The 22,751-nt window shown below is 61.0% G+C and carries 20 protein-coding genes; 12 read left to right on the plus strand and 8 right to left on the minus strand.

Annotation, left to right across the window (positions count from 1 at the left end):
* From P3T40_RS18160 to P3T40_RS18170, 3 genes are all read right to left on the minus strand, one after another.
* Nucleotides 1–279 carry an acyl carrier protein gene (locus P3T40_RS18160; protein WP_429269109.1) on the minus strand — a complete coding sequence of 93 codons (279 nt, stop codon included), beginning with the start codon at nucleotides 277–279 and terminating at the stop codon, nucleotides 1–3.
* A gap of 782 nt (nucleotides 280–1,061) precedes the next feature.
* A complete protein-coding gene (locus P3T40_RS18165) occupies nucleotides 1,062–1,202 on the minus strand; it encodes a hypothetical protein (RefSeq protein WP_429269110.1) in 141 nt (46 codons plus the stop codon).
* 140 nt (nucleotides 1,203–1,342) lie between these two features.
* Entirely contained in the window at nucleotides 1,343–2,869 is a 1,527-nt protein-coding gene (locus P3T40_RS18170; RefSeq protein ID WP_429269111.1) for a hypothetical protein, read from the minus strand.
* A 193-nt stretch (nucleotides 2,870–3,062) separates the two neighbouring features.
* Between P3T40_RS18170 and P3T40_RS18175 the strand changes: the two genes are divergently transcribed.
* The 4 genes from P3T40_RS18175 (at nucleotide 3,063) to P3T40_RS18190 (ending at nucleotide 8,410) form a co-directional block, all read left to right on the plus strand.
* The gene (locus P3T40_RS18175) at nucleotides 3,063–4,040 is read left to right on the plus strand and encodes a DnaJ C-terminal domain-containing protein (protein ID WP_429269112.1); all 978 of its coding nucleotides are present in this window, start codon (nucleotides 3,063–3,065) and stop codon (nucleotides 4,038–4,040) included.
* Between the two features lie 197 nt (nucleotides 4,041–4,237).
* Nucleotides 4,238–5,110, plus strand: coding sequence for an MCP four helix bundle domain-containing protein (locus P3T40_RS18180; RefSeq protein WP_429269113.1), 873 nt, complete (start codon nucleotides 4,238–4,240; stop codon nucleotides 5,108–5,110).
* 152 nt (nucleotides 5,111–5,262) lie between these two features.
* Nucleotides 5,263–7,998, plus strand: a complete 2,736-nt coding sequence (locus tag P3T40_RS18185; protein WP_429269114.1) for a DNA-binding protein — start codon at nucleotides 5,263–5,265, stop codon at nucleotides 7,996–7,998.
* A 118-nt stretch (nucleotides 7,999–8,116) separates the two neighbouring features.
* Nucleotides 8,117–8,410: a hypothetical protein gene (locus P3T40_RS18190; protein WP_429269115.1), complete on the plus strand. Its 294-nt coding sequence runs from the start codon at nucleotides 8,117–8,119 to the stop codon at nucleotides 8,408–8,410.
* 8 nt (nucleotides 8,411–8,418) lie between these two features.
* Here the strand turns inward: P3T40_RS18190 and glgA are convergent, their stop codons facing one another.
* Nucleotides 8,419–9,996 (minus strand): glycogen synthase GlgA, encoded by a 1,578-nt coding sequence (glgA, locus tag P3T40_RS18195; RefSeq protein WP_429269116.1) that lies wholly within the window; start codon nucleotides 9,994–9,996, stop codon nucleotides 8,419–8,421.
* A gap of 502 nt (nucleotides 9,997–10,498) precedes the next feature.
* On the opposite strand from glgA, the gene P3T40_RS18200 reads away from it, so the two are divergent.
* Both P3T40_RS18200 and P3T40_RS18205 read left to right on the plus strand, forming a co-directional pair.
* Nucleotides 10,499–10,849: a hypothetical protein gene (locus P3T40_RS18200; protein WP_429269117.1), complete on the plus strand. Its 351-nt coding sequence runs from the start codon at nucleotides 10,499–10,501 to the stop codon at nucleotides 10,847–10,849.
* Nucleotides 10,850–10,916: 67 nt separating this feature from the next.
* Nucleotides 10,917–11,951 (plus strand): alpha/beta hydrolase, encoded by a 1,035-nt coding sequence (locus P3T40_RS18205; protein WP_429269118.1) that lies wholly within the window; start codon nucleotides 10,917–10,919, stop codon nucleotides 11,949–11,951.
* On the opposite strand, the gene P3T40_RS18210 is transcribed toward P3T40_RS18205, so the two are convergent.
* Nucleotides 11,952–12,560 (minus strand): enoyl-CoA hydratase/isomerase family protein, encoded by a 609-nt coding sequence (locus P3T40_RS18210; protein ID WP_429269119.1) that lies wholly within the window; start codon nucleotides 12,558–12,560, stop codon nucleotides 11,952–11,954.
* A 115-nt stretch (nucleotides 12,561–12,675) separates the two neighbouring features.
* Here P3T40_RS18210 and P3T40_RS18215 point away from each other — a divergent pair, with 115 nt between their 5' ends.
* The 3 genes from P3T40_RS18215 to modC all read left to right on the plus strand — a co-directional run bounded on the left by P3T40_RS18215 (nucleotide 12,676) and on the right by modC (nucleotide 15,850).
* Nucleotides 12,676–13,152, plus strand: a complete 477-nt coding sequence (locus P3T40_RS18215) for a VOC family protein (protein ID WP_429269120.1) — start codon at nucleotides 12,676–12,678, stop codon at nucleotides 13,150–13,152.
* A 455-nt stretch (nucleotides 13,153–13,607) separates the two neighbouring features.
* Nucleotides 13,608–14,783, plus strand: a complete 1,176-nt coding sequence (locus tag P3T40_RS18220) for a porin (protein WP_429269121.1) — start codon at nucleotides 13,608–13,610, stop codon at nucleotides 14,781–14,783.
* Between the two features lie 152 nt (nucleotides 14,784–14,935).
* Nucleotides 14,936–15,850, plus strand: a complete 915-nt coding sequence (gene modC, locus P3T40_RS18225) for a molybdenum ABC transporter ATP-binding protein (protein WP_429269122.1) — start codon at nucleotides 14,936–14,938, stop codon at nucleotides 15,848–15,850.
* A gap of 192 nt (nucleotides 15,851–16,042) precedes the next feature.
* Here the strand turns inward: modC and P3T40_RS18230 are convergent, their stop codons facing one another.
* Nucleotides 16,043–17,191: a porin gene (locus P3T40_RS18230; protein WP_429269123.1), complete on the minus strand. Its 1,149-nt coding sequence runs from the start codon at nucleotides 17,189–17,191 to the stop codon at nucleotides 16,043–16,045.
* 507 nt (nucleotides 17,192–17,698) lie between these two features.
* On the opposite strand from P3T40_RS18230, the gene P3T40_RS18235 reads away from it, so the two are divergent.
* Both P3T40_RS18235 and P3T40_RS18240 read left to right on the plus strand, forming a co-directional pair.
* A complete protein-coding gene (locus P3T40_RS18235) occupies nucleotides 17,699–18,040 on the plus strand; it encodes a YciI family protein (protein WP_429269124.1) in 342 nt (113 codons plus the stop codon).
* 166 nt (nucleotides 18,041–18,206) lie between these two features.
* Nucleotides 18,207–18,608, plus strand: coding sequence for a DUF302 domain-containing protein (locus P3T40_RS18240; protein ID WP_429269125.1), 402 nt, complete (start codon nucleotides 18,207–18,209; stop codon nucleotides 18,606–18,608).
* 63 nt (nucleotides 18,609–18,671) lie between these two features.
* On the opposite strand, the gene P3T40_RS18245 is transcribed toward P3T40_RS18240, so the two are convergent.
* Complete coding sequence (locus P3T40_RS18245) at nucleotides 18,672–18,881, minus strand: hypothetical protein (RefSeq protein ID WP_429269126.1); 210 nt, start codon at nucleotides 18,879–18,881, stop codon at nucleotides 18,672–18,674.
* Between the two features lie 145 nt (nucleotides 18,882–19,026).
* Here P3T40_RS18245 and P3T40_RS18250 point away from each other — a divergent pair, with 145 nt between their 5' ends.
* Nucleotides 19,027–20,838 carry an ABC transporter transmembrane domain-containing protein gene (locus P3T40_RS18250; protein ID WP_429269127.1) on the plus strand — a complete coding sequence of 604 codons (1,812 nt, stop codon included), beginning with the start codon at nucleotides 19,027–19,029 and terminating at the stop codon, nucleotides 20,836–20,838.
* A 64-nt stretch (nucleotides 20,839–20,902) separates the two neighbouring features.
* On the opposite strand, the gene P3T40_RS18255 is transcribed toward P3T40_RS18250, so the two are convergent.
* The gene (locus P3T40_RS18255) at nucleotides 20,903–22,138 is read right to left on the minus strand and encodes an NAD(P)/FAD-dependent oxidoreductase (RefSeq protein ID WP_429269236.1); all 1,236 of its coding nucleotides are present in this window, start codon (nucleotides 22,136–22,138) and stop codon (nucleotides 20,903–20,905) included.
* Nucleotides 22,139–22,751 lie beyond the last annotated feature (613 nt).

Here is a 22,751-nt window from a genome sequence, read left to right on the forward strand (position 1 = left end):
TTATCGCCGCGCAGCCACGTACTCCCGGCGAACCACCGACGTCTCCGATACGAGCGGTGCAAGCGCGCTCGCGAGCGAATCGATAGATTGAAACAGTTCAAACGTGATCAACTCGCCAGGTACTTCGATGTCCAAAGCGTCTTCAATGGCCAGCATCACACGGACCGTGCCTAGGGAAGACAATCCAGCGGCGTAAAGGTCGTCCGTGTCGCTCAAGGTTTCGACCGGCACGTCAAGGGACGCGGCTTCGGAAAGAACGCGGCGCAACTCGGCTTTCATTTGATCACCTTTAATAGGCTGTTAAAATATAAGACGATCAAACCGGTCCATATGTGAATGCGAACCAGAAATGTTTGATGCCTTTATAAGCAGGCCTCAATGTTTTCAAATCCAACAGATCGGCTGATGTCGTGTTATTTAAGTAAAACGTGGCATGCTGCGCTGCGCCTGAATCTCAACGTTATTGGTTTGCCATGGTGTGATCTGTGCGTCATCGAACCAAACCCGCGTGAAGAAACCATCAGTCGGCGCGATGGCCCCGTACGCCAGATTTAAACAGCCATTGGCCGCATGACTCTGCCGACAAGTACCTTGATATGCGCCGCTATGAATGGAATTTGTAATCGGCGATGCACGTTGCTGTTACGCGCTTCACGCTAACACTCGTGAAATCCGTTTGCTCCGTCAGCACCGTGGAAGACTACTGCTCTGCATGATTTCGACAACGTCCAGGCTGACGGCAATTACGACGTTGGGACGGACGCGTCCGCTTTGGGCCATTCACGATTAATTGCCCAAAATGGCCGAAAGCCTGTCGAGGATCGGCGCGCTGCAAATCGCTGATAGAAGAGCGACCATTCTTCAACGCTTATATCCGCGGATGATTCGCGCTCTATGCAAAAAAAAGCCGACCGGTTAGGGTCGGCTGAAGATTCTGGCTGCTTTTCCGAGGGTCGCGCCAGAACCTGAGAGAACCGCATTATGCCTCATTACGCCGCAAATTGGCACAGGAATCCGCACGGCGCCAGACGGGATGTGCGTCGACGGCGCAGGCACCGTATCTAGCCCTGCAGTGCAACCCAGTACCAGAAGCGGTGCTTGAGGCCGACCGCCACGACGACGTGCTGGTTACCGGTAGCCGGGGTCAACGTATAGACACCCGCGTCGAATGCCGCAATCCCATTGCCGCTCTGCGGAGGCATACGCAGAGCGGCTTCGACCGGAGCAATTTTGTTTGGATAACTACGAATGTGGCGAAAACGCCACGGCGGTATTTTGGGCGACGTTTTCCGTGCTGCGGACTGCGGTAGGTGCTTATTAAGGCATATGCCGTTGTGGTGGCCTATCCTGGCAAGATCATCCCGTGAACGCTCGAAAGCGCCTGTTGCCAGGTGATGCTGTCCTGTTTGGCCTGTTGATCGTCAATCAAGGGTTTTAGCAACGAAAGCAGATCTTTCGATTGGGACGTATTGTCTGGCGTCGTGACATCCGATACCAAGACGCCCTTCACGTATTCGGATACCTCAGTGGATTCGCTCGACGACTGGCCCAGCGTCGCCTGAAGTAATTTGCCGTGGTCCGTTTCGAGGTTGACTGTGCTGTTTTCGGCGTCGCTCACCTGCACGTAGTCGTAGTTCTGGGATGCTAACGACGGGGTGAGTGTCACGGGGCCGCCGGATAGCGACTGGTGATAAGTCGCTTTCAAAAGCGATTGCTGGGTTTGCCTAATCGAGCCTTCCAGCGAATTGCCTTCGGTTTGGGTGCTTTGAGAAACCTGATAGGAAAAACTATCCGTTTGGTCCGGCAGCAATGGATTGGATGACACCGTGTTATCGGTAATCGAGGCGGTGAAATCGTCCAGACCCGTCAACATAGCGTGGTCTGCCTGCGCGAGCCATGGCATGTAGGCCGTGCCGGGAAGCTGTTGCGACGACGTCCCATTGTTGCTGTTCATCTGCGTGAACGCGTCTTTGAACATGGACATCAGCGCGCTGTTTCCGTGGCCTTCCGAGTTCGCGTGGTCGAACTGTGCCAGATAGCTTGCGATAGCCTGGTTCTGTTGCGCGCCCGAGCCCAGGATGGCGGAATCGCTCGTATCGACGCTGAGGTTGATCGTGCCGTCCGAGTCTGTGAACTTCACGCTCCTCGTTGAACTATTCAGTGCGATGTTGGCTGATACGTTATTTGATCCATCACCGGTCACATTGAACTGCAGATTCACGGACGACAGCACCGATGTGTCGTACTGCGTAAGACCGCTCAAGTCGAGTTCGGGCGGAGAAGCACTCAGGCCGTTGATGGCTTGCTGAAATCCGTCCGCCAGCTTGGCCAGCGCAGTGCGCTCGGTATCGCTCAGGGCGCCGCTGCTGTTCACGCTGACGGCCAGCGTGCCATCATTGCTGTCCAGTTCAATATCCACCTTCACGCCGCTCGCGGTCTGAACGGTGAGTTTGATATCACCTTGTGCACCTTCAGCCCCCAGTCCGGTCGCGGCGGCTCCGCTTGCCGTCGCAGCCGTTACGGACTGCGAGAAATTGCTGCCGGTGGTTTTGAAGCGATCGAGCAGGACGCTTCCCAAGTCGTAGAACTGCCCGGACATCGTACCGGACATGTAATTGCCCGCCATTACCTTGGAAACTGCATCGGTATTGCTTTGAGCCCAGGTGATGGTCGGTTCCGCGCCTGCCAGTATTCCTTCCGGCGTGTACACGATGGGCGATTCGGCGATCGGCGAAGGAATCGTGACAATGGTCGACCCAATGCCTGCATCTGCCGATGAGGCGACGGTCGAAGCAAGGTTGTTTGCTGTACTCGACGACGGCGTCAGCGTTGAAATAAGGCCTGCATTCAATGACGAAATGGTGGTCATGGCGCGGTGCTTTGTTATTTTCGGTGGATGTCTTGTGGTCATCTGCGGGACGACCGGTCTATCAGGCGGTATATCGACAGAAAATAAAAAATCTTTAAAACTCAATAATTGGGCTTTATGGAAACGCGCGGCGAAAGTCCATTCGCCGCCTTCTTGATAGACTTGCGGCCTCGGAAATAAAACGGGGAAACGGGTGAGCCTCGACGAATACTACAAACGACTGGAATTGCCGGGCACTGCGTCTCCGGCAGACGTCAAACGCGCATACCGACGGTTGCGGGCGAAGTACCACCCGGACCGCAACAGGGGGCGCGAAAAAACCGTCGAGCCAGTGTTCAAGCGCATTCAGGAAGCGTTCGAGATTCTGACCGGCAAGCGTAAAGCGCCGGTGTCCAGCCCGGCGACGGCATGGACCGAGGACCGCGACAAGGAGGCCCCTTCGCGCGAGCACCGCAATGGGCTGCCGATGCGTGGCGCGAACTGCCTGGTCGAACTTTTCGTGCCGCTGGAAGCCGCCATTCATGGCGGCGAGGTCGAAGCGTGCTACGCAGTGAACGGGCCGTGTCGCCAATGTCAGGCAAGAGCTTCGGAGTGCGCGCGCTGCTATGGCAGCGGCCAGTCGGTCTCTGGCGAGCGCTGCAATGCCTGCGCGGGAACGGGGCGCCCGCTGGCCGGTGACGGATGCCCAACGTGCCTCGGCACAGGTGTCGGGACCTACCGGATATCAGAGACCGTGAAGGTCCCTGCGAGTGCGTGGGACGGACAGCGCCTGGTCGTCGAAGGCGGCGGCCATCCCGGGTTGAATGGTGGTCCGGCGGGTGACGCGATCTTCTCGGTCGCGATTGTGTGCGGCTCGGATTTTCGCCGCCACGGGTTGAATCTCGCTTGTGAAATTCAGGTTGATTTCGTGACGGCAACGCTTGGCGGCGGCTTCGAAGCGCAGATCCTGGGCCGCGCGTTGCAGATAGCGATTCCGGCTAACGCGCAACCGGGCAGTACGATCCGTCTGCGCGGACATGGACTCGCGGACCGCAAGGGCTTGCACGGCGACCTGACGCTGCAACTGGTGCTCGCGATGCCGGTCGCGGTTTCGCATCTGACCGGAGACGAGCGGCAACGGTTGCGCGAGATGTTTGCTGACGCGGAGCGTCGAGCAAACCAGCCAATCTAAATATTTCCTTAAAACAGTCGTAAACACCTAGGTAGATTATCTAATTCCATGGTGACGCTGGAACTGGCTCGCCGGCTACCGCGCCGATGCTGCGTTGTCGTTGCGCCCGAACGCGCACCTGGCGGCGGTCAGCGGCAAGCACGGGCTGGCCGGGCCGGCAGCCGTTTCAGTCCGTCACAGCAAACAAGGAAATCATCGTGCCGTTTCTTAAGAACATGAGAGTGGTGACCCAGCTGGTTTCAGGCTTTGCGGTCGTCATTCTCCTGCTGGTTGGCCTGGGTGTGTTTTCGCTCTACGAGGTCAGCGCCGAAAACGCTCATGTAGCAGCGCTCCGCGATAAGTGGTCGGCCAGCCTCAGCAGCAGCCTTCGGATGCAAAACGCGCTGAACCAGATCCGCCTCTCCGAATTCCGGATGGCCTCCACCGACAAGGTCGCCGAGGCACAGGCGGTGGATGCGAGAATGGGGCCGCGCATCGAGGCATTCCAAAGCGCAAGTGCGGAATACGAAAAGCTCGTCTCCGAGCCGGAGGAGAAGACGGCTTTTGCGGACATCCAGGTCCTGATGCCTCAGTACATGGATCTTGATCAGCAGGTCCGGGCAGCGGCGAAGGCGGGCAATCCGCAGCAAGCCATGAGCATCCTGACGGGTCAGTCCGGGACGATCCGGGATGCCGTCGCGAAAGACATCGACAAGATCGTCGCCATCAATGAGCAAGGCGCGGCGCAAGAAGGGAAGGTGGCCGACGAGGACTATCACGCTGCGATTGCGCTGGTGGTCGGCTTGATCGTTGCGGCAGCGGTCGTCGCGCTGGCCGTGGCGTTGTTCATCGCCCGTGGGTTTGCGAGGCAGCTAGGCGGCGAGCCGCGCGAAGCCGCAGCCATGGCAAGCGCGATCGCCGCCGGCAATTTACGTGTCACGGTGCCATTAAAGGCCGGCGATAATGCCAGCCTTATGTATGCGCTTGCCGCCATGAAAGAGCAGTTGACGAGCATCGTGCGAGGCATCAAAAGCTCGAGCGAATCGATTTCCGTGGCCGCGGGCGAAGGGGATAATTGGCAGACGTTCTGAGCGAAGCGGGGAAGCAGACGACTAGTCCGGCGGTCCACATAACGTCCACGTGGCGGCACCCATCATTTTCCTTTCAACGGGGACTTCGCTGGACGTAGTAAGGTATCGGGGACTTTATCTTCCGCCAGGCCACACTGATTTTTGAGGCGCTTATGTCCAAAGACGCAGAGTTAATCACCGACGAGCTGGTCGCCGCCATCGCCGATCGCATGGTCGAAGAAGGCAAACGCGTTTCCCCCGTGACGATCTGGTCCGAGGCTCGCGGCGGTTCGCTGGTGGCGATTGTGGCGGCGCTGGAACGCTGGCGCGAGGCGCGCCAGCCCAGAACGCCGGACTTGCAGGTCCCGGCCGGGTTGCCGGAGGGTCTTGCCGAAACAATCATGAGCGCCGCGGGCCGGATCTGGACAAGCTCCCAGGACGAAGCCGAGAAGGCGTTCAGTCAGCGCCTCGCGGCGATGAGCCAGCATGCCGAAGCCACGCTTGCGGAACGGGACGAGGCGCTTGCCGAGTTTCAACGGTTCACCGACGAAATCGAAGCGGGGCGCCAGCGACTCGCTGCCCTGACGGATGCGCTAAACGCCTCGGAAAATGCTGCCACGCGCCTCGGAACCGAACTCGCGACGGCGACCGGTCGCGCGGACGTGGCCGAAACACGCGTAGAGGAGCTCGTACAGCGGGTATCGGTGGCAGATGCCGATCTGGAGGCCACGCAGGCATCGCTTGCCGAAGAACGCAGAGCGCGTGACGAGTTGGTCGCGGTTGTCTCCGGTAAGAGCGATGAGATCGCGCGGCTGACCCAGGAGCGCGATGACTCGCGGCAGGAAGCCGCAACCTTGAGCGCCGCGTGCCAGGTGAAGTCGGAGGAAGTCGAAAAGTGGTCGCTGGAGGCAGGCGAAGTCACCCTGCGCGCCGAAGTAGCCGAGGCGCGTGTAGAAGAGCTGGTGCAGCGGGCGGCGGAGACGGACGCCAGTCTGGAAGCTACAACGGCGTGGCTTGAAGACGAACGCAAGGCGCGCGAAGAGTTGGTAGCGGTTGTATCGGGCAAGAACGACGAGATAGCGCGAGTCAGCCAGGACCTTGATGGCGCGCGGCAAGAGATGGCGACTTCGAGCGCCGCTGCGCAGGCGTCGCTCCAAGAAGAACGCAGGGCGCGTGACGAATTGACCACGGTTGTCGCGAGCAAAAACGACGAGATCGCGCGGCTTAGCCAGGATCTCGATGGCGCACGGCAAGAGGTCGCAAGTCTGAGCGCTGCGTGTCAGGCGAAGTCGGAAGAAGTCGAAAAGTGGTCGCAGGAATCAAACGCGGCCGCATCGCGTGCGCAGGCGGCCGAGGCACGTGTAGAGGAACTGCTGCAGCGTGTGTCGACAGCAGATGCCAATCTGGAAGCCACGAAGGCGTCGCTCGAAGAAGAGCGCAGGGCGCGTGACGAATTGACCTCGGTTGTCGCGAGTAAAAATGACGAGATAGCACGGCTCGCTCAGGATCTCGATGGCGCACAGCAGGAAGTCGCGACTTTAAGCGCCGCCTCCCAGGCCAAGTCGGAAGAAGTCGACAAGTGGTCGCAGGAGGCGAGCGCGGTCACATCGCGCGCGCAAGCAGCCGAGGCACGGGTCGAGGAACTGCTGCAGCGTGCGTCGACGGCAGATGCCAATCTGGAAGCCACGAAGGCGTCGCTTGGGGAAGAGCGCAGCGCGCGTGAAGCGTTGGCGGTGGCTGTCTCAGGCATGTCCGATGAGATAACGCGTCTCACCCAGGAGCGTGACGAAGGGCTGCAGCAGATCGCAGCGCTGAGCGACGCCGGCCGGGCGAAATCGGAAGAGGCGGAAAGATGGTCGCAGGAGTCGAGCGCAGCCACCTCGCGCGCGCAAGCGGCCGAGGCGCGTATAGAGGAACTCCTGCAGCGCGCTTCGGTGGAAAACGCCAATCTGGAAACCACGAAGACATCGCTTGAAGAAGAGCGCAGGGAGCGGGAAGCGTTAGCCACGACTCTCTCAAGCAAGAACGATGAGATCGCGCGACTCACCCAGGAGCGCGATGACTCGCGGCAGCAGATCGCTGCGTTGAGCGACACCTCCCAGGCAAAGTCGGCAGAAGTCGAAAAGTGGTCGCAGGAAGCGAGCGCGGCCAACTCGCGCGCGCAAGCCGCCGAGACCCAGGCAAACGACAGCCTCACGCGGCTTGCCGCCTTGGAGGCCGAACTGGACGAAGCCCGCACGGCACTGGCGGCAGAGCGCCAGACAGCCGCGACGCGGCTCGACGAAGGATCCGCACAGTTCAACGAACTGCAACGCATCACGAAGGAGCTTGAGGCAACCCTCGAGCAGGTCGGCACCCTCACCGAGGCGAAAGCGGCCGCGAGCGCCGAACTGGCCCAGGTGTCGCAGGACGCTTTCGCTGCGAAGGAGCGGGCCGATACGGCGGAACGATATGCAGCCCAGTTGGCGCAGCGTCTTGCAGAGGTGGCCGATGCGGCCGCACAGGAAGCTCAGCGCGGCCAGCATCCAGGCGCTCGCGCGAACGAGCCGGAGAGTGCAGAGGAAGTGGCCGCGTTGCAGCGCCAGCTATCGGCTCAGGCCAAAGCCCACGAAAAGGTCCTCAATGATCTGCGCACCAATGCCGAACAGTGGGTCGCGCATGCCAGGGACCTTAAACAACGACTTGGCCAGGCAGGCGAGCGGCTATTGTTCATCGATGCACGCAGCACCGGAGAAGTAGCGCTTGTCCGCAGGCTCGCATCGGAGCTCGAACGGCTTAAGCCGGACCACGAATTGATATCCCGGGATGCGCAGCAAAAACTGATTGGCGCGACGATGAGCCTGCAACTTGCCCAGAAGGGCTACCGGTATGATCCGGCTACGGCCGTCATGTCGAAGATAGATAGCTGATAAATCAAAGCAACTTCAACAAAAGCGAGTCGACGAAAAAATATCGCCAGGTCGGAGCCAAAGAAGATTCTCAGGCACCGTCCATGCTGCGGGTGGTTATCCCATGGAGACAATCATCATGACCCGCGAACAGTTCGAAACCCGACTAGCTATGATTTTGCGGGACATCGCCTTCGGGACAACCGCCGACCTCACGGACCGCGCTGTCGCCTATTGGAATGGTCAGCGGGTGGTGTTCGCCTACCTGCGGGACGACGAGAGCGGCCAGATCGCCAACGAGTTCAGCCTCGAGGCGCATTGGAGCGAAATGCGCGAGTGGCTCAACGAATGGATGGTCGAGCCGATCTTCACCGTACGACCGGAGTTGCAGGACGAGATCCTGCCCGCGCCGCCTTCCGACGCGACTCCCTAGGCTCCGCGCTACTGGGCGACCGCCTGCGAACCGTCGGCGCTCGCGGGCCTTGGTGAGCCAAGGCGAGCAGCGATGGCCGGAATCGTGGCCGGTTGCTGGCGCGGTGCCACGGGGCGGCCATCCGTCAATTCGCAATACAGATCGACGTAGCGTTCGACGGCCGCGCCCCAGCCCGAATCGCGGGTCATTGCATTGCGTTGCAGTACGCGCCACAACGACGGATTCCTGAACGCCTCGACCGCACGGGCGACGCCGCCGGCCACGTCCTCGACCGTCTCGCCTTCAAACAGGAAACCGGTCGCCGCGCCCGACTTGCCGAGTTCGAGCGCGTAGTCGCAGATCGTGTCGGCGAGGCCGCCCACGCGCGACGCAACAGGAATCGTACCGAAGCGCATCGCATACAGCTGCGTGAGCCCGCAGGGCTCAAAGCGGCTAGCATGCAGCAGCATGTCCGCCCCGGCGTGCAGCATGTGAGCGAGCGTTTCGTCGTAACCGATGCAGGTACCTACACGCCCGGGCCACCTTGCCGCCAGTTCTCGCATGCGGGCTTCGATTCGCGCGTTACCTTGGCCCAGGATGGCGAACTGAAGCCGCTCGTGCCTCGCCAGCATGGCCGGGATAGCCTCGGCCACCACTTCCGCGAGTTTCTGTTCGGTCAGCCGGCTACCGATGGCGACGAGCGGCACGAACGGTTCGCGCGCCAGGCCAAACGCCTGTTGTAGCGCCCGTTTGCAGGCATATTTTCCGGTTACGTTGTCCGCCGAGTAATTAATGGCGATTAGCGGATCGGTGGACGGGTCCCACCTTTGCATGTCGATGCCGTTGGTGATGCCGCAGAGCTTGTGCTCCTCTGCGTTCAAAACCCCTTCCATGCGATGGCCGAAGCGAGGCGTGAGAATTTCCTTTGCGTAACGTTCGCTCACGGTCGTCACGCGTTCGGCGTGCACGATCCCGGCCTTGATCAGGCTGAGCGAATCGTAGAACTCAATGCTGCGCTCGTCGCTGAGCGCCGGCGCCAGCAACTCCGGTGGCACGCCGATCCAGGCGCCGGCAGCGAGCGGATAGTTACCCTGAAACGCCAGATTGTGGATGGTGAAGACGCTGCGTGCCTGCACGCCGCCAAGCTTCATATAGAGCGGCGTGAGCCCCGCGTGCCAGTCGTGCGCGTGAACGATGTCCGGCCGCCTGATGCCGCGCACACCGCGTGCAATCCGCGCCGCCGCGGCGGCCAGCGACGCAAAGCGCACGAGATTGTCCACGTAGTCACGGCCGTGCCGGTCCTGGTAGATCCCTTCGCGAGCGTACAGATGATCCATCTGCAAGAGCAGGATGGAGAGCCCCGTGTCGGGCATGCGAGCCCGGATGATCACGCCGTCACCGCCTGGCAGTCCCGAGAGTCTTGCCACGCGGGTTGCCCCGAGTACGCGTTCGAGGGCCGCGGGATACGCGGGCATCAAAATCGAGGCGGCTACACCGGCGTCGCATAGGGCGGCTCCGTATGCGCTGACCATGTCAGCCAGTCCGCCAGTTTTGGCGAGAGGGGCCGCCTCTGAGGCGACCAGTAAAACGTTGAGCGGCGTCGGCATAGTTGAAGAAAGGTCGGCGGTGGCGCGTGAGTGGGAGCGGTGGACACAAGTCAAAACCGATGGATTTCAGCAAGCGGCGTGCCTGTTCCTTTTGGCGAGCGACGCGCGAGAGGAACGGCTCCGGCGACGCGGGCGAGACGTGCGCGCTGCCTTGCCTCACAGTGGTCGCATCGCATCGCATCGCGTCAGTCGCCGCGCAGCGCAGGCCGCTTGAGGCTGGGACCTGAAGTCGACCTCCGCACCGCTCGTCATCGGCACAAGTGGTTCGATGCGTACTCACGATTCTCGTCCTCACCTTATGACGCTTTCGTGGCAACACGCTGTGAAGGACACCGTGAATGCGTAGCAGTTTTTACGCATAGCCCTGCACGACATGCGGCGTGCATGTTCTCTGCTTCGATCAGCGCTTTGCCAACGGCACGGCGCTTGCTGAATCTCGTCAGGTCTGCGCGCATTTCGACGCGCAGCCGCTCAAGACCTGAGTTTCACTAAGGAGTCAGTCATGAAAATGCAAAAGGCGGTTGTGATTTCGGCGTTGTTGTTGGGCTCGAGCATCGCATTAGCGGCGGGCGGTGCGGGTGGCGCTGGCGGTGCAGGCGCCGGTGGCGCCGGGGCGGGTGCGGCTGGGGGCGGCGCGGGCGGGGGCGGCGCGGGTGGGAGCGGCGGCGGGGGATCAGCGCCGGGGGCGGCAGCCGGCGGCAACGATGCGGCGATGAGCGCCGCCAGCGGTACGTCGTCGAGTACGAAGACGCACACCATGAAAAAGCATACCCACAAGTCCACGACCAAGCCGATGAACGATACGACCAACACGCCGGGCGCCGACGCCAGCAGCGATACGAAGGGTCATTAATCCCGGCGTTTCAACGGGGCCCGTATGGGTCCCGATTCCTGATTCATGTTTTACCCGGAGCTGTGGCATGACCATCGCCGATACTCTCAAAGGCATGATTGGACTCGATCCGACCGCGCACGCCGACGCCGACATGAAGGCGGTGCTGGACACGCTCAAGAGCCTGAACCCGAAGCCCATCGAAGAATGCACCGTTGCCGAAGCGCGCCAGCAGCCGACGCCGGCTGACGCCGTCAAGGCGCTGATGACGCAGGCCGGCCATGCTGCCCGCCTGCCGCTGGAAGTGGAGGTGGTGCAGAGCGAGGACATCCAGATGCCGGGCGCAGCCGGCAGCAATCCGGCACGCGTCTACAGGCCTGCCGGCGAGGGGCCGTTTCCGCTGATCCTATATTTTCATGGTGGCGGCTGGGTGATTGCCGATCTGGACGTCTACGATGCAACGCCGCGCTCGATGGCGGCGCAGAGCAATGCGATTGTGGTGTCTGCTCATTATCGGCAAGCGCCTGAACACAAGATACCCGCAGCCCACGAGGATGCCTTCGCGGCCTGGCGCTGGATTGTCGAATTTGCCGCGAGCCTCGGCGGCGACCCGCGCAGGATTGCGGTGATGGGCGAGAGCGCCGGCGCAAACCTCGCCATCAACGTGGCGATCCATGCGCGCGATGCCGGGCTGCAGGCGCCACTGCATCAGGCGCTGATCTATCCCGTCGCGAGTAACAACATCGTCTCGATCTCCTATGAAGAGAATCGCAACGCAAGGCCCTTGAACAAGAAAATGATGCTGTGGTTCGTCCAGAACGTGATCAATGACGAGGGCGATCTGAGCAACCGGTTGATCGACGTGGTCAGCGCGAATCTCTCGAGATTGCCGCCTACGGTGGTGGTCACCGCAGGCATCGATCCGTTACGCTCTGAGGGCGAAAAGCTCGCCGAGAAATTGCACCATGCCGGTGTCGCCGTCGAGCACCGTAATTATCAAGGGGCGACGCATGAGTTCTTCGGCATGGCGGCGGTGGTTCAAGCCGCCCGCGATGCCCAGACCTTTGTTTCGCTTGCGCAGCGCCAGGCGTTTGGGGGCGTGCCGCTTGAAAGGGAGCCGTGATTAACGGCCGCTATATTCTGGCTGACGCCTTGCAGAAAAAGCGGCGACCCCTTCGGCCGCATCGTCGGTAAGGAGTAAATTGCGTTGCAGTTCCGCCTCTTTGGCCAGACCTTGTGACATGGGGAGTTCGAAACTGGCAAGAAGCGCTTGCCGGGCTGCGACTACTGCCAGGGGACCAGTCTTGACAATCCGGTTTGCGATTATGAGCGCAATGTATTCGAGCTCCTGCTTTTCGACCAGATCTGTGATCAGCCCGCATCTCAAAGCGAAATCGGCACCTATCTCATCTCCGGTCATGATCATTCTCATCGCAACACCAAGGCCTACGATTTTGCCGAGTCGCTGCGTGCCCCCACCCCCTGGCAGAATTCCCCACCTTACTTCTGGTAAGGCGAAGCGCGCGGCGCGCGTTGCGATACGGATGTCACAGGCTAGCGCCAACTCCAGGCCTCCCGCCACACAAAATCCATCGATTGCAGCAATTGTCGGTTCATGTTCGAACGTAGCCGCCTCAGTGTTACGTTCTGCGAAACTACAGTGGGCGCCTAGCCAGATTGGCGTACGGAGAGGCAGATTTGTTCGACGCGCGGGATTCGTACCTTTGCGCATCTGGAACTCGACGGGCAGAATGTGGTCAGCACCAGTGTCACCTGGCACGATGGTGAATGTCCGGATGCTTCTCTTGAAGCCAGTTGAAGGTGCGTGTTTCTCAAAGGAGATTGCAATGACCGAGCTTGTAACATGCCTGTGGTTCGATGAAGGCAGAGCGCGTGAGGCGGCGGAATTTTACGCCGCTACCTTTCCCGATAGCCATGTGGGTACAGGCCATCCTTCCCCTAAGCCAGGGGTCGGGCATGACCCGGAATTGACGCTTGAGTTCACTGTGCTAGGCCGGCCCTTCGTAGGACTGAACGGCGGCCCCAACTTCAAGGCGAATGAGGCAGTAAGTTTCATGGTCCTGACTGATAGCCAGGAAGAGACCGACCGATATTGGGGAGCCATTACCGGCAATGGCGGAGCTGAAGCACCATGCGGCTGGTGCAAGGACCGCTGGGGCTTTTCGTGGCAGATCACGCCCAGGCGGTTGCTCGAACTCGTCGGCGGGTCGGATCGTGATGCCGGAAGGCGTGCGATGGAGTCGATGATGACCATGAAGAAGATCGATATTGCCGCGATAGAACGTGCGGCGGCGGCAGAGTAAGGGCTGCACGGAGCGCATACCGCTTTCTCTGTGTCAAAAACACGACAGCATCCAGAAATGTAGTTTACTAACCCGTTACAAGTCGATATGTTTCGCTCGATACGACGAGGCCGCGATCGCTCGCCTCTCTGGTCACGATTTCATGCATCAAGCAATGCCACGAAAGTCGGGGGAATTTCGTCGCTCCGGCATCGGAGCTGAAACCTCGGCTGGTCTCACGAACACTACGCTGTGCGTGAGTCGCCGGATCTATGCATTATCAGTTTTACGGTTCAACTTCGCAGATTTGTCTGCGCAGACGACCCTTCGCTGGACAACAACGTGACGCCGCTCGAAATCGAGGTGTGATTCAGCACCGGGCGGAGCCATGTCTGCATCTCTTGCGCAAATTTCAACTAGGCCTCGTCGCCTCTATCTGGTGCGACAAAGATGGTCACATAAAATCAGGATGACTAATGAAAAAGACGATTCTCGCGGCTGCGGTGCTCGGCAGCTTTGGCGCAACGGCGCACGCGCAAAGCAGCGTTACGCTGTACGGCCTGATTGACGCGGGTATCACCTACGTAACGAATGCTGCGACGCCCTCCGGACATGATCATCTCGTGAAATACGGAGACGGCGTCACGCAAGGCAGCCGATGGGGCATGCGCGGTTCCGAGGACCTCGGTGGTGGCCTGAAGGCAATCTTCGTGCTGGAAAGCGGTTTTAGCAGCGGCGACGGTACGCTCGGCCAGGGTGGCGCGCTGTTCGGCCGTCAAGCTTACGTTGGCCTCGCGCAAGACGGTGTCGGTTCGGTGACGTTCGGTCGGCAGTATTCGTTCTCGACCGACTATATCGGTGGCAACTACACGATGGGTAGCCAGACCGCAGCGGGCAACTACGCCTTTCACATCAACGATGTGGATCAATTGACGTCGAGTCGCATCAACAACGCGGTGAAGTTCAGTAGCGCCAATTTTGCCGGCCTTACGTTCGGTGGCATGTACGCCTTTTCGAATCAGGCGGGTGCGTTCGCCGGATCGCCGACTACGACCACGGGCGGCGTCACGACGCAGGGCTCGTCGAGCACGTACAGTTTTGGCGCAAACTACGCGCAAGGTCCGGTCGGTATCGGCGCTGCGTACACTAATATCCGCTTCCCAAATGGTGCGACGCCGGCGTTCAGCGTCAGTATGGCGAACGTGAATACGGGCGGATTGCGCGACCTCGAAACGTTTGGCGTCGGTGCGCGATACACGATTGCCGCTGGCCTCGTCTGGGCGAACTGGACGCACACGGAGTTCGAACCCATCACCGGCGCGACGTCGAAGCTGAACAACTATGAAATCGGCGGCAAGTATCAGTTCACGCCGGCTTGGAGCGCGGGCCTTGGCTACACGTTCTCCAAGCTAGACGACAACTTCGAGGGCAAGTGGCACCAGGTCAATGGCATGGTCGATTATGCGCTGTCGAAGCGCACTGACGTCTACGTGCTCGCGATCTATCAAAAGGCATTGGGCAGCAACACAATCGCTGGGCGCAACGTGCCGGTGCAGGCGGAGATCGGTTCGAGTTCCAGCTTTATCGGCAATTCCGGTACGGGCGCGACCAACCAGTTCGCCACCCGCATTGGTCTGCGTCACAAGTTCTAAGCGCCGGGGAGCGCCGCATCGTCCGATCGCGGCGCTCTGTCGATCAGTCTCTCGCTATCAAAACCATGCCACCTGTGCGACGATCTACGCGAGCCAGTGCAGATGGCTTGGTGCCGGCAAAAATGTCGGCACCGGTTGAGACGCGCGAATGATTGTTTTCTCAATCTGAATCCCGGAGGGTCTGTGAAGCTTCGCTCGTTTGGACTCACAAGAGGCCGCTGGGCTATGTCTTTCAGGAAGCCAGTCTGTTCCCGCACCTGAGAGTCACGGGCAATCTGCGCTATGGGTTGAAACGCATCGCGCCTGGCGCGCGCAGAGTCGACCTCGCGCAAGTCGCAGAGCTGCTCGGCAATACTCATTTGTTGCAGCGCATGCCAGCGGCGCTTCCCGGTGGCGAGCGACAGCGTGTGGCCATTGCACGCGCGTTGCTTACGAGTCCGCGCCTGCTCATCCTCGACGAGCCTCTCGCGTCGCTCGACCAGAAACGCAAGCTGGAGATCCTGCCTTATCTTGAGCGCCTTCACGATGAACTCGACATCCCCGTTCTGTATGTCAGTCACGCGCTCGAGGAGGTCGCGCGCCTGGCCGATCATCTGGTGCTGCTGGAAAACGGCCAGGCGCGCGCTAGCGGACCTATTGCCGATACGCTGGCAAGACTCGACTTGCCACTCGCGATGGCCGACGACGCATCGGTCGTGATCGAAGGTACGGTCGCGGGCCATGATCCCGACTACGGGCTTTTGCAGCTCAATCTGCGTGGAAGCCGGTCGTCCCTCCGGGTGACGCACCCGGCGCTCCTGGCGGGCAAGCCGATGCGCATCGTCGTCAGGGCACGCGACGTCAGCCTTGTCCTCGGCAACGAGCAGCAAAGCAGCGTTCTCAACGTATTGGCGGCGACGGTTAGAGAAATCGCCGCCGCCCCGAATCCGGCGCACGTTCTGGTGCGCCTTGATATGGACGGTATTCCGCTCCTGGCTCGCGTAACGCGTTATTCACACGATCAGTTACAGCTCGCGGTCGGAAAGCGATTGTGGGCACTGGTCAAGGCGGTATTGCTGCTAACCTGAAGAGGCCGAATGCGCTGCAGTCTGCGAGGGCATATTACGGCGTGCTGATGAATTGTCGAGTCGCGTTTGTTCGCTCGGCGTCATCCTCTATGCACGAATGCCAGCGCGATTGTGTTGCCCAGTTCGTCGGCGACGCGGGCGCGGGCCGATGTGCCCGGCGCTGCGAGCAGCGTGAACTCGACATCGGGAGGATCAGAAGGTTTTGCGCAAGCCGATTGCAGCACCAACGTTGTTGGTCCGGCCAATGTTGTCAACAGCGCCGGTCGCCGGGTTGGTTGTACCCGGGTAGTCGGCGGCAAACGCGCCGTTGCCGCGCGCGAAGTCCACGGTGCAGTACACCTCCGTGCGCTTTGTGAACGAGTATTCGGCCAGAACGGTAGCGGAGTAGTTAATACCGTTGCCGAGCGTGCCGTCGAGCATTTCGGCATTGCGGGTGTGACCATAGTAGCCGGCGAACGTGAACAGCAGGGGGCGTGTTGCCTGCCAGTTGGCGCCAATGTAAAGCGTATCGTCAATGCGGTTCGGGCTGCTGCCCGGCAGTGTCGGTGCGCCAGCTTGCTGCATGTCAACGTCGGTCGTGCCAGTCTGATCTTGCGCGTGCAACCAGCCGGCCAACAGGCGTATCGCAGGCGTTATCTGGTATGCACCGCTCACGTGCACCATATTGATCTTTGCGCCGTTGACCAGGCTGCCGTCCGCGGTAGACACAGAGGTTTGCTGGAAGCCTGCATCGAGCGATGCGGGGCCGAGCACATACGTTAGTTCCACGCCATACGTGCTGCCGAGGCCCATTGCGCCAGCCTGGTTGCCAAAGCCGTAGAGTGCATCGATGGTCAGACCATTAAACGTTATGGTGTACTTGACCGAGTTGTTGACTTCAAGATACGGGCCTATGCCGTTCCATACCCAACTGTCTTGCCAGTAGTCTCCCACCGTCAACGGGTCAAACACATCACCCATGGTGTCGTAGAGCGGCGCGTATTGGCGACCGAAAGTGAGCGTGCCGAACTTGTTGCTCGATAGACCAACATACGCCTGTCGACCGAACAACTCGTTTGGCGAACTCAATTTTCCGTCGAAGGCCGTGAACTGGTTTTCAAGGTGGAAGACCGCGGACAGGCCGCCACCCAGGTCTTCGCTGCCCTTCAAACCCCAACGGCTGTTGGTTTCCGGGCCAACCGTCATGCCGATCAGGTCTTTGCCATCTGGAGCAGCATTCGTCTGATACCGGATTGCCGTATCAACGAGGCCATACAGCGTTACCGAGCTTTGTGCGAATGTCGACGACGCTGCACCAGCGAAGAGTGCACCTGCTGCACTGGAAATCAGGATTCCCTTCATCTGGTGAGTCTCCTTTGGATGACTAATTATGTAAGCGGCTCATTCCATTCCACACTGGATCTCTGCGACTATGGCTGGAAGGATAGTCCTTCACTTTTTCTGTTTGTAGCCTTATGTGGGCGTCGTAGATGAAATGGTTGGATTTATGCAACATTCGCTTGCGGTGGGATTGTTCAGACGCTTGGCTGACTTCGGATCGGTGACCTGCAGTCATGCCGGCCGACGTGTGACCGGCTCTACGCGAGCCAGCGTTGTGTGGGCAAGCTGGATAAACTCTCCTGCAGAAAGGCGTATCGCGCAGCGATATGCCCCGGCCTTACTCGAACATGTCCGGCTGCTGTGCCACTAACTGATCATAAATCGTCTGGAAATGCAGCCAGCCGATAAGCGGGCGCAGCAGCGGCCGGAAAATTTTTTTTGGACGATTGGTCGAATTCCAGTCGGGCCGTTCGTCGACATAGAGAAGGCAGGCAATCGGCCCGCTAGAAAACCATTGCAGGAGAACTTATGACTCAGTATTTGGTTGCTATTCACCATCCTGACGACTACGACCCAGCCGTCGCAGAGGACGATGCGATGTCCCGTGATATCGATGCACTCAACGACGAGATGAAAGCTGCTGGTGTCAGGATTTTCGTTGGCGGCCTGCGCCCGGCAAGCAGCGCGAGGTCGCTGCGGGCGCAGCCCGATGGTGAGGTGCGCATCACCGACGGGCCGTATCTGGAGACCAAGGAGCACGTGGGTGGTTTCTGGGTGCTGGAAGCCGCTGACCTGGACGAGGCGCTGACATGGGGGCGCAAGGCCGCCGTCGCCTGCAGGGCGCCGGTCGAAGTGCGCCCGTTTTATTGACGGAGCTTCGGCGGGAGCAACTGAGCGGCATGGACGCAGCGCAGATCGAACCGCAAAAGCTCAAGCATGCGATGATGCCGAGCGGTACCTGCAAGCGCACTAGCAAACCCTGTCTGCCGCGTTCATACTCGCCTGCGGTGCACCTATCTCAGGATCAGGAGGAGCCATGTCCACTCAAGCAGCCGATAACGGCATCGTCACCTTGCCCACGCATCGCTCGGTAGACGAAGCCGCCGACAGACTCGCATCGCTGATCGAGGCGAAGCACATTCTCCTGTTCGCCCGCATCAATTTCGCGGCGGACGCGCAGAGTGCGGGCCTTGCGATGAATCCGTCGCAGTTGCTCGTGTTCGGCAATCCGCGCGCCGGGACGCCGCTGATGCAAGCCGTGCCGACTGCGGCGCTCGATCTGCCGCTCAAGGTGCTGGTGTGGCAGGACGACGACGGCCACGTCTGGTTCTCGTACACCGCGACGAGCTACCTGCAGGCGCGGCATGGGGCGCCTGCTGACCTGATGAAAGCCCTTGATGGCGTCGTGGCGCTCGTTCAAGCGGCTGCGGCCGACTGAGCTGGCAGAGACGTTAATCCGCGAGCCCCAAGCGCGTGCCTCAAGCGCGAGCGGACCGTTCCGCTAACGACGGCCGCTGCGGCCCCACACATAGCGCACCCAACGCTGCCACCGGCCCTGCGGCGGAGCGGACGCATGGTGGGCTGCCAGCTCAGCGCGATCGCGCTGGACGCTTTTCTGCACCTGTTCGTGGATCTGGCGCAACGTCATGCCGCCGGGTCCTTTCAGTTTGTCGGGATCGGCGTCGGGATCCGGGTCGGGATGATCTGTCATGGGAATGGTGGATTCCAGATGAGTCGACCTGATCTTGATCCAGATGCGCAGTCGCGGCAAGCATGCCCAAGCTTTCGTACGGGGCGCCTGCGAATCCGCAAGACTGGCACAATCGGGGTAATCTTCGAGCCGCCCGGGAATCCCAATGCCAGACCCCGCTTCACCTGCGCCGCGTATCGCGCCTCTGTTTGGGCTGTTTCCCTTCCTGCGCCCGTATGCCGGCCGCTGGGCGCTCGCGTTCCTCGCGCTGACGACGTCGGCGGGTGCCACGCTGGTGTTGCCGGTCGCGTTCAAATACCTGATCGACCGCGGCTTTGCCAGCGGCGACCGGACACACATCGATCGCTATTTCCTCGCGCTTTTCGCCGTTTCTCTGGTACTGGCCGCCGCCACGGCGCTGCGCTTCTACCTGGTATCGTGGCTCGGCGAGCGGGTCACGGCCGACTTGCGGCGCGCGGTCTACGACCGCGTGCTGGAGATGAGCCCGCAATTCTTCGAGACCACCCAGACCGGAGAGGTCCTGTCGCGCCTGACGACCGACACCACCTTGATCCAGGCGGTGGTGGGCACCAGCCTGTCCATGGGGTTGCGCAACTTCTTCCTGCTGACCGGCGGCGTGGCGATGCTGGTGGTGACGAGCCCTGTGCTATCCGGCTACATCATTGCTACGCTGGTTGTGGTGGTGCTGCCCATCGTCATCTTCGGACGGCGCGTGCGGCGCCTCTCGCGCGCCAGCCAGGACAAGGTGGCGAACGCGAGCGCGCTGGCGGGCGAGGTGCTCAATGCCATGCCGACCGTACAGTCGTTCACGCAGGAGCCTTTCGAGGCGCGGCGCTTTGCCGGCGCGGTGGAATCTGCCTTCGAGACCGCGCTCACGCGTATCCGGGCGCGCGCGTGGCTGACCGCAGTGGTGATCGTGCTGGTCTTCTCGGCTGTGGTGTTCGTGCTGTGGCTTGGAGCGCAGGCGGTGCTGGCCGGGCGCATGACGGCTGGCCAATTGTCCCAGTTCATTCTCTACGCGGTGTTCACCGCCGGCGCCGTGGGCGCGGTTGCTGAGGTGTGGGGCGATCTGCAGCGGGCCGCCGGTGCGACCGAGCGTTTGCTGCAACTGCTGGCGGCGCGCTCGCCAGTCGTGCAGGCCGGCACCACGGTCGCGCTGCCGGCGCGCGGAGACGGCATCCGCTTCGACGACGTGAGTTTCTCGTACCCGTCCCGCCCCGGCATCGCCGCGCTTGCCGGTCTCTCGCTGCATGTTCGGGCGGGCGAGCATGTCGCGTTGGTGGGACCCTCCGGCGCGGGCAAGACCACGTTGTTCCAATTGCTGCTGCGCTTTTACGACCCACAGGACGGCAGCATTCTGATTAACGGCGTCCCCACGCGGGACGTGTCGCTCGTCGACTTGCGCCGGAAGATCGGCGTCGTGCTGCAGGAGTCGGTGATCTTTTCGGGCAGCGTGTTCGACAATATCCGCTATGGCGCGCCCGACGCGACGTTCGCGCAAGTTCAGCAGGCTGCGGCAATGGCAGCTGCGGCGGGCTTTATCGAAGCCTTGCCGCAAGGTTATGACACGTTTCTCGGCGAGCGCGGCGTGCGGCTGTCCGGCGGACAGCGTCAGCGCATCGCCATCGCCCGCGCGATCCTGAAGAATCCGCCCATCCTGCTGCTCGACGAGGCCACCAGCGCGCTCGATGCCGCCAGCGAACGGCTGGTCCAAACGGCGCTCGACAATGCCGCACAGAACCGCACCACGCTGGTGATTGCGCACCGCCTCGCGACCGTGCAGCAAGCCGACCGCATTGTCGTGCTGGAGCAAGGGCGCATCGTCGCGCAGGGGCGTCACGCCGAGCTCCTTCTGAGTTCGCCGCTTTACGCGCAGCTTGCTGCTCTGCAGTTCGGAGACCCGCTCGCGCAGACCGTGCCACACGGAGCAGTGCACGATCAGATCGACTCTGCCTGAAGCGTGAAGCAAAGCCCTTTCGGCGCTGGGCCGCTGACGGCTTCGCGATGACCTGGAGGTGTTATCAGAACCGTTCAACCCTGAACGGCCGCGGGTCCACTACGGTCTCCTCACCGGTCATCATCTCGGCGATCAGGCGGCCGGTTACGGGGCCTAGCGTCAACCCGTGATGTGCATGGCCAAACGCGAACCACAGTCCCGAATGATTTTTCGCTGGCCCGATGATAGGCATCATGTCGGCTGTGCAGGGGCGCGCGCCCATCCAGGCTTGCTCGTCGAGACGATTTCCCAACGGAAACAGCGTGCGCGCGACCGGCTCGACCGCAGCGAGTTGCGTGGGCGTCCTGGGTGCACCGATATGGGCGATTTCCGCGCCCGTCGTCAGGCGGATGCCGCGTGCCATGGGAGCCAGCACATAGCCCTTCTCGGCGTCCAGGATCGGATGATTCAGGCGGGCCGCCGCGTGGGATGCATAGTGCATGTGGTACCCGCGTTTGACGGCGAGCGGCAGACGGTAACCGAGCCGCGAACTCACGCGGCTCGACCACGGTCCCAACGCAACCACCGCCGATGCAGCCGTGATCGTTGTTCCGGCCTGCGTATCGACTTCCCAACCCTCGCGAAGCGAGTCCGCATCGCCGATGAAAAACCGACCACCCAGCGCTTCGAAATACTTTGCGTAGGCGGTGACGAGCGCGTTCGGATCGCTCACGGAGTCGGATTGCGGATAGTGCAAGCCGCCGGACAAGGTTTTGGCGAGACTGGGTTCCGCGCGGTGCAGGCCGGCGGTGTCGAGCGATTCGAACGCGACGCCATATTCGCGGTGCCACAGTTCAGCGAGCCGGATTTCCGCGTCGCGTGCCGCGTCGGTGCGAAACACCTTGATCCAGCCGATCGGCCGCAGCAGCGCGCTCGCGCCAGCATTCGCAGCGAGCGTGCGGTGCTCGCTGATGCACAGTTCGATCAGTGTCGAGTACGACTTCGCAATTGCCGCGTGTTTTGCCGGATGAGAATTGCGCCAGTATTGCCACAGGAACGGTGCTGCCTCGAGCATCGCATTGGCATGGTAGCGAACTTCCGGCGACCGGTTGCGCGCGTAGCGAAGCAGGGTGCCGAGGTCGCGTGGCAACGCATAGGGATAAACGCCTTCGCGCTGGATCAGTCCGGCATTGCCGAACGAAGTCTCGTTGCCGGGCAGCTTGCGGTCCACTAGCGCGACCTGGCGTCCGCGCTTTTGCAGATGCACGGCAACGCACACGCCTACAATGCCCGCGCCGAGCACGACGGTATCGAAGTTCAATCTGGTCATGAGCTTACAGTTGCCGTTTAGGCGAGAAATGCCGTGACTGCGGAAGGATGAAATCGACGTAACTTACCATACCGCCCGTACTCGATCACAAGCGGGTTGGCAGCTGTTTAAGGCGGGCGTGCAGGGTGTACGGAACTTTATGAGGAGTCCGACGCAAATCAGCCCCGTAGAGAATGGGGCGAGCTGGACGAAGTACCGCGGTGCTTGCCTGGTGAAGGGCGAATTTTTCCAGACGGCTCCGCCCGCTTCCTGCGGCTGGAACCCCTATGCCGGGGTCGCCGACGAATCAGAACGGTTTTCGCTTGCACCCCGGCAATCCAGAAATCGCCAGATGCAATCGCAACTCGCGCCGATCAGAACGCGCGAAAACGACGAGCCGCAGGCGACGCAACGGTAATGCTCAACTGCGGGAACACCGCACAGTTCGCCTACGCCGAGCAGCGCCATTTCACACAACTGGGTTGAAGCAGGGCGGCCATGAAGGTCCGAACATGATTTGCAGGTCTGCATTCTGCGCTCCGGTCGGGCTGTCAACCTCAGACTAGCACGACGCCCGAATGCTGCAAAGATTTTGCCGCATTCGATTGGCGAATCGGTCGAAATT

It is taken from the genome of Paraburkholderia sp. EB58 (assembly GCF_050436665.1).
In the GTDB taxonomy this organism is placed as follows: Bacteria; Pseudomonadota; Gammaproteobacteria; order Burkholderiales; family Burkholderiaceae; genus Paraburkholderia.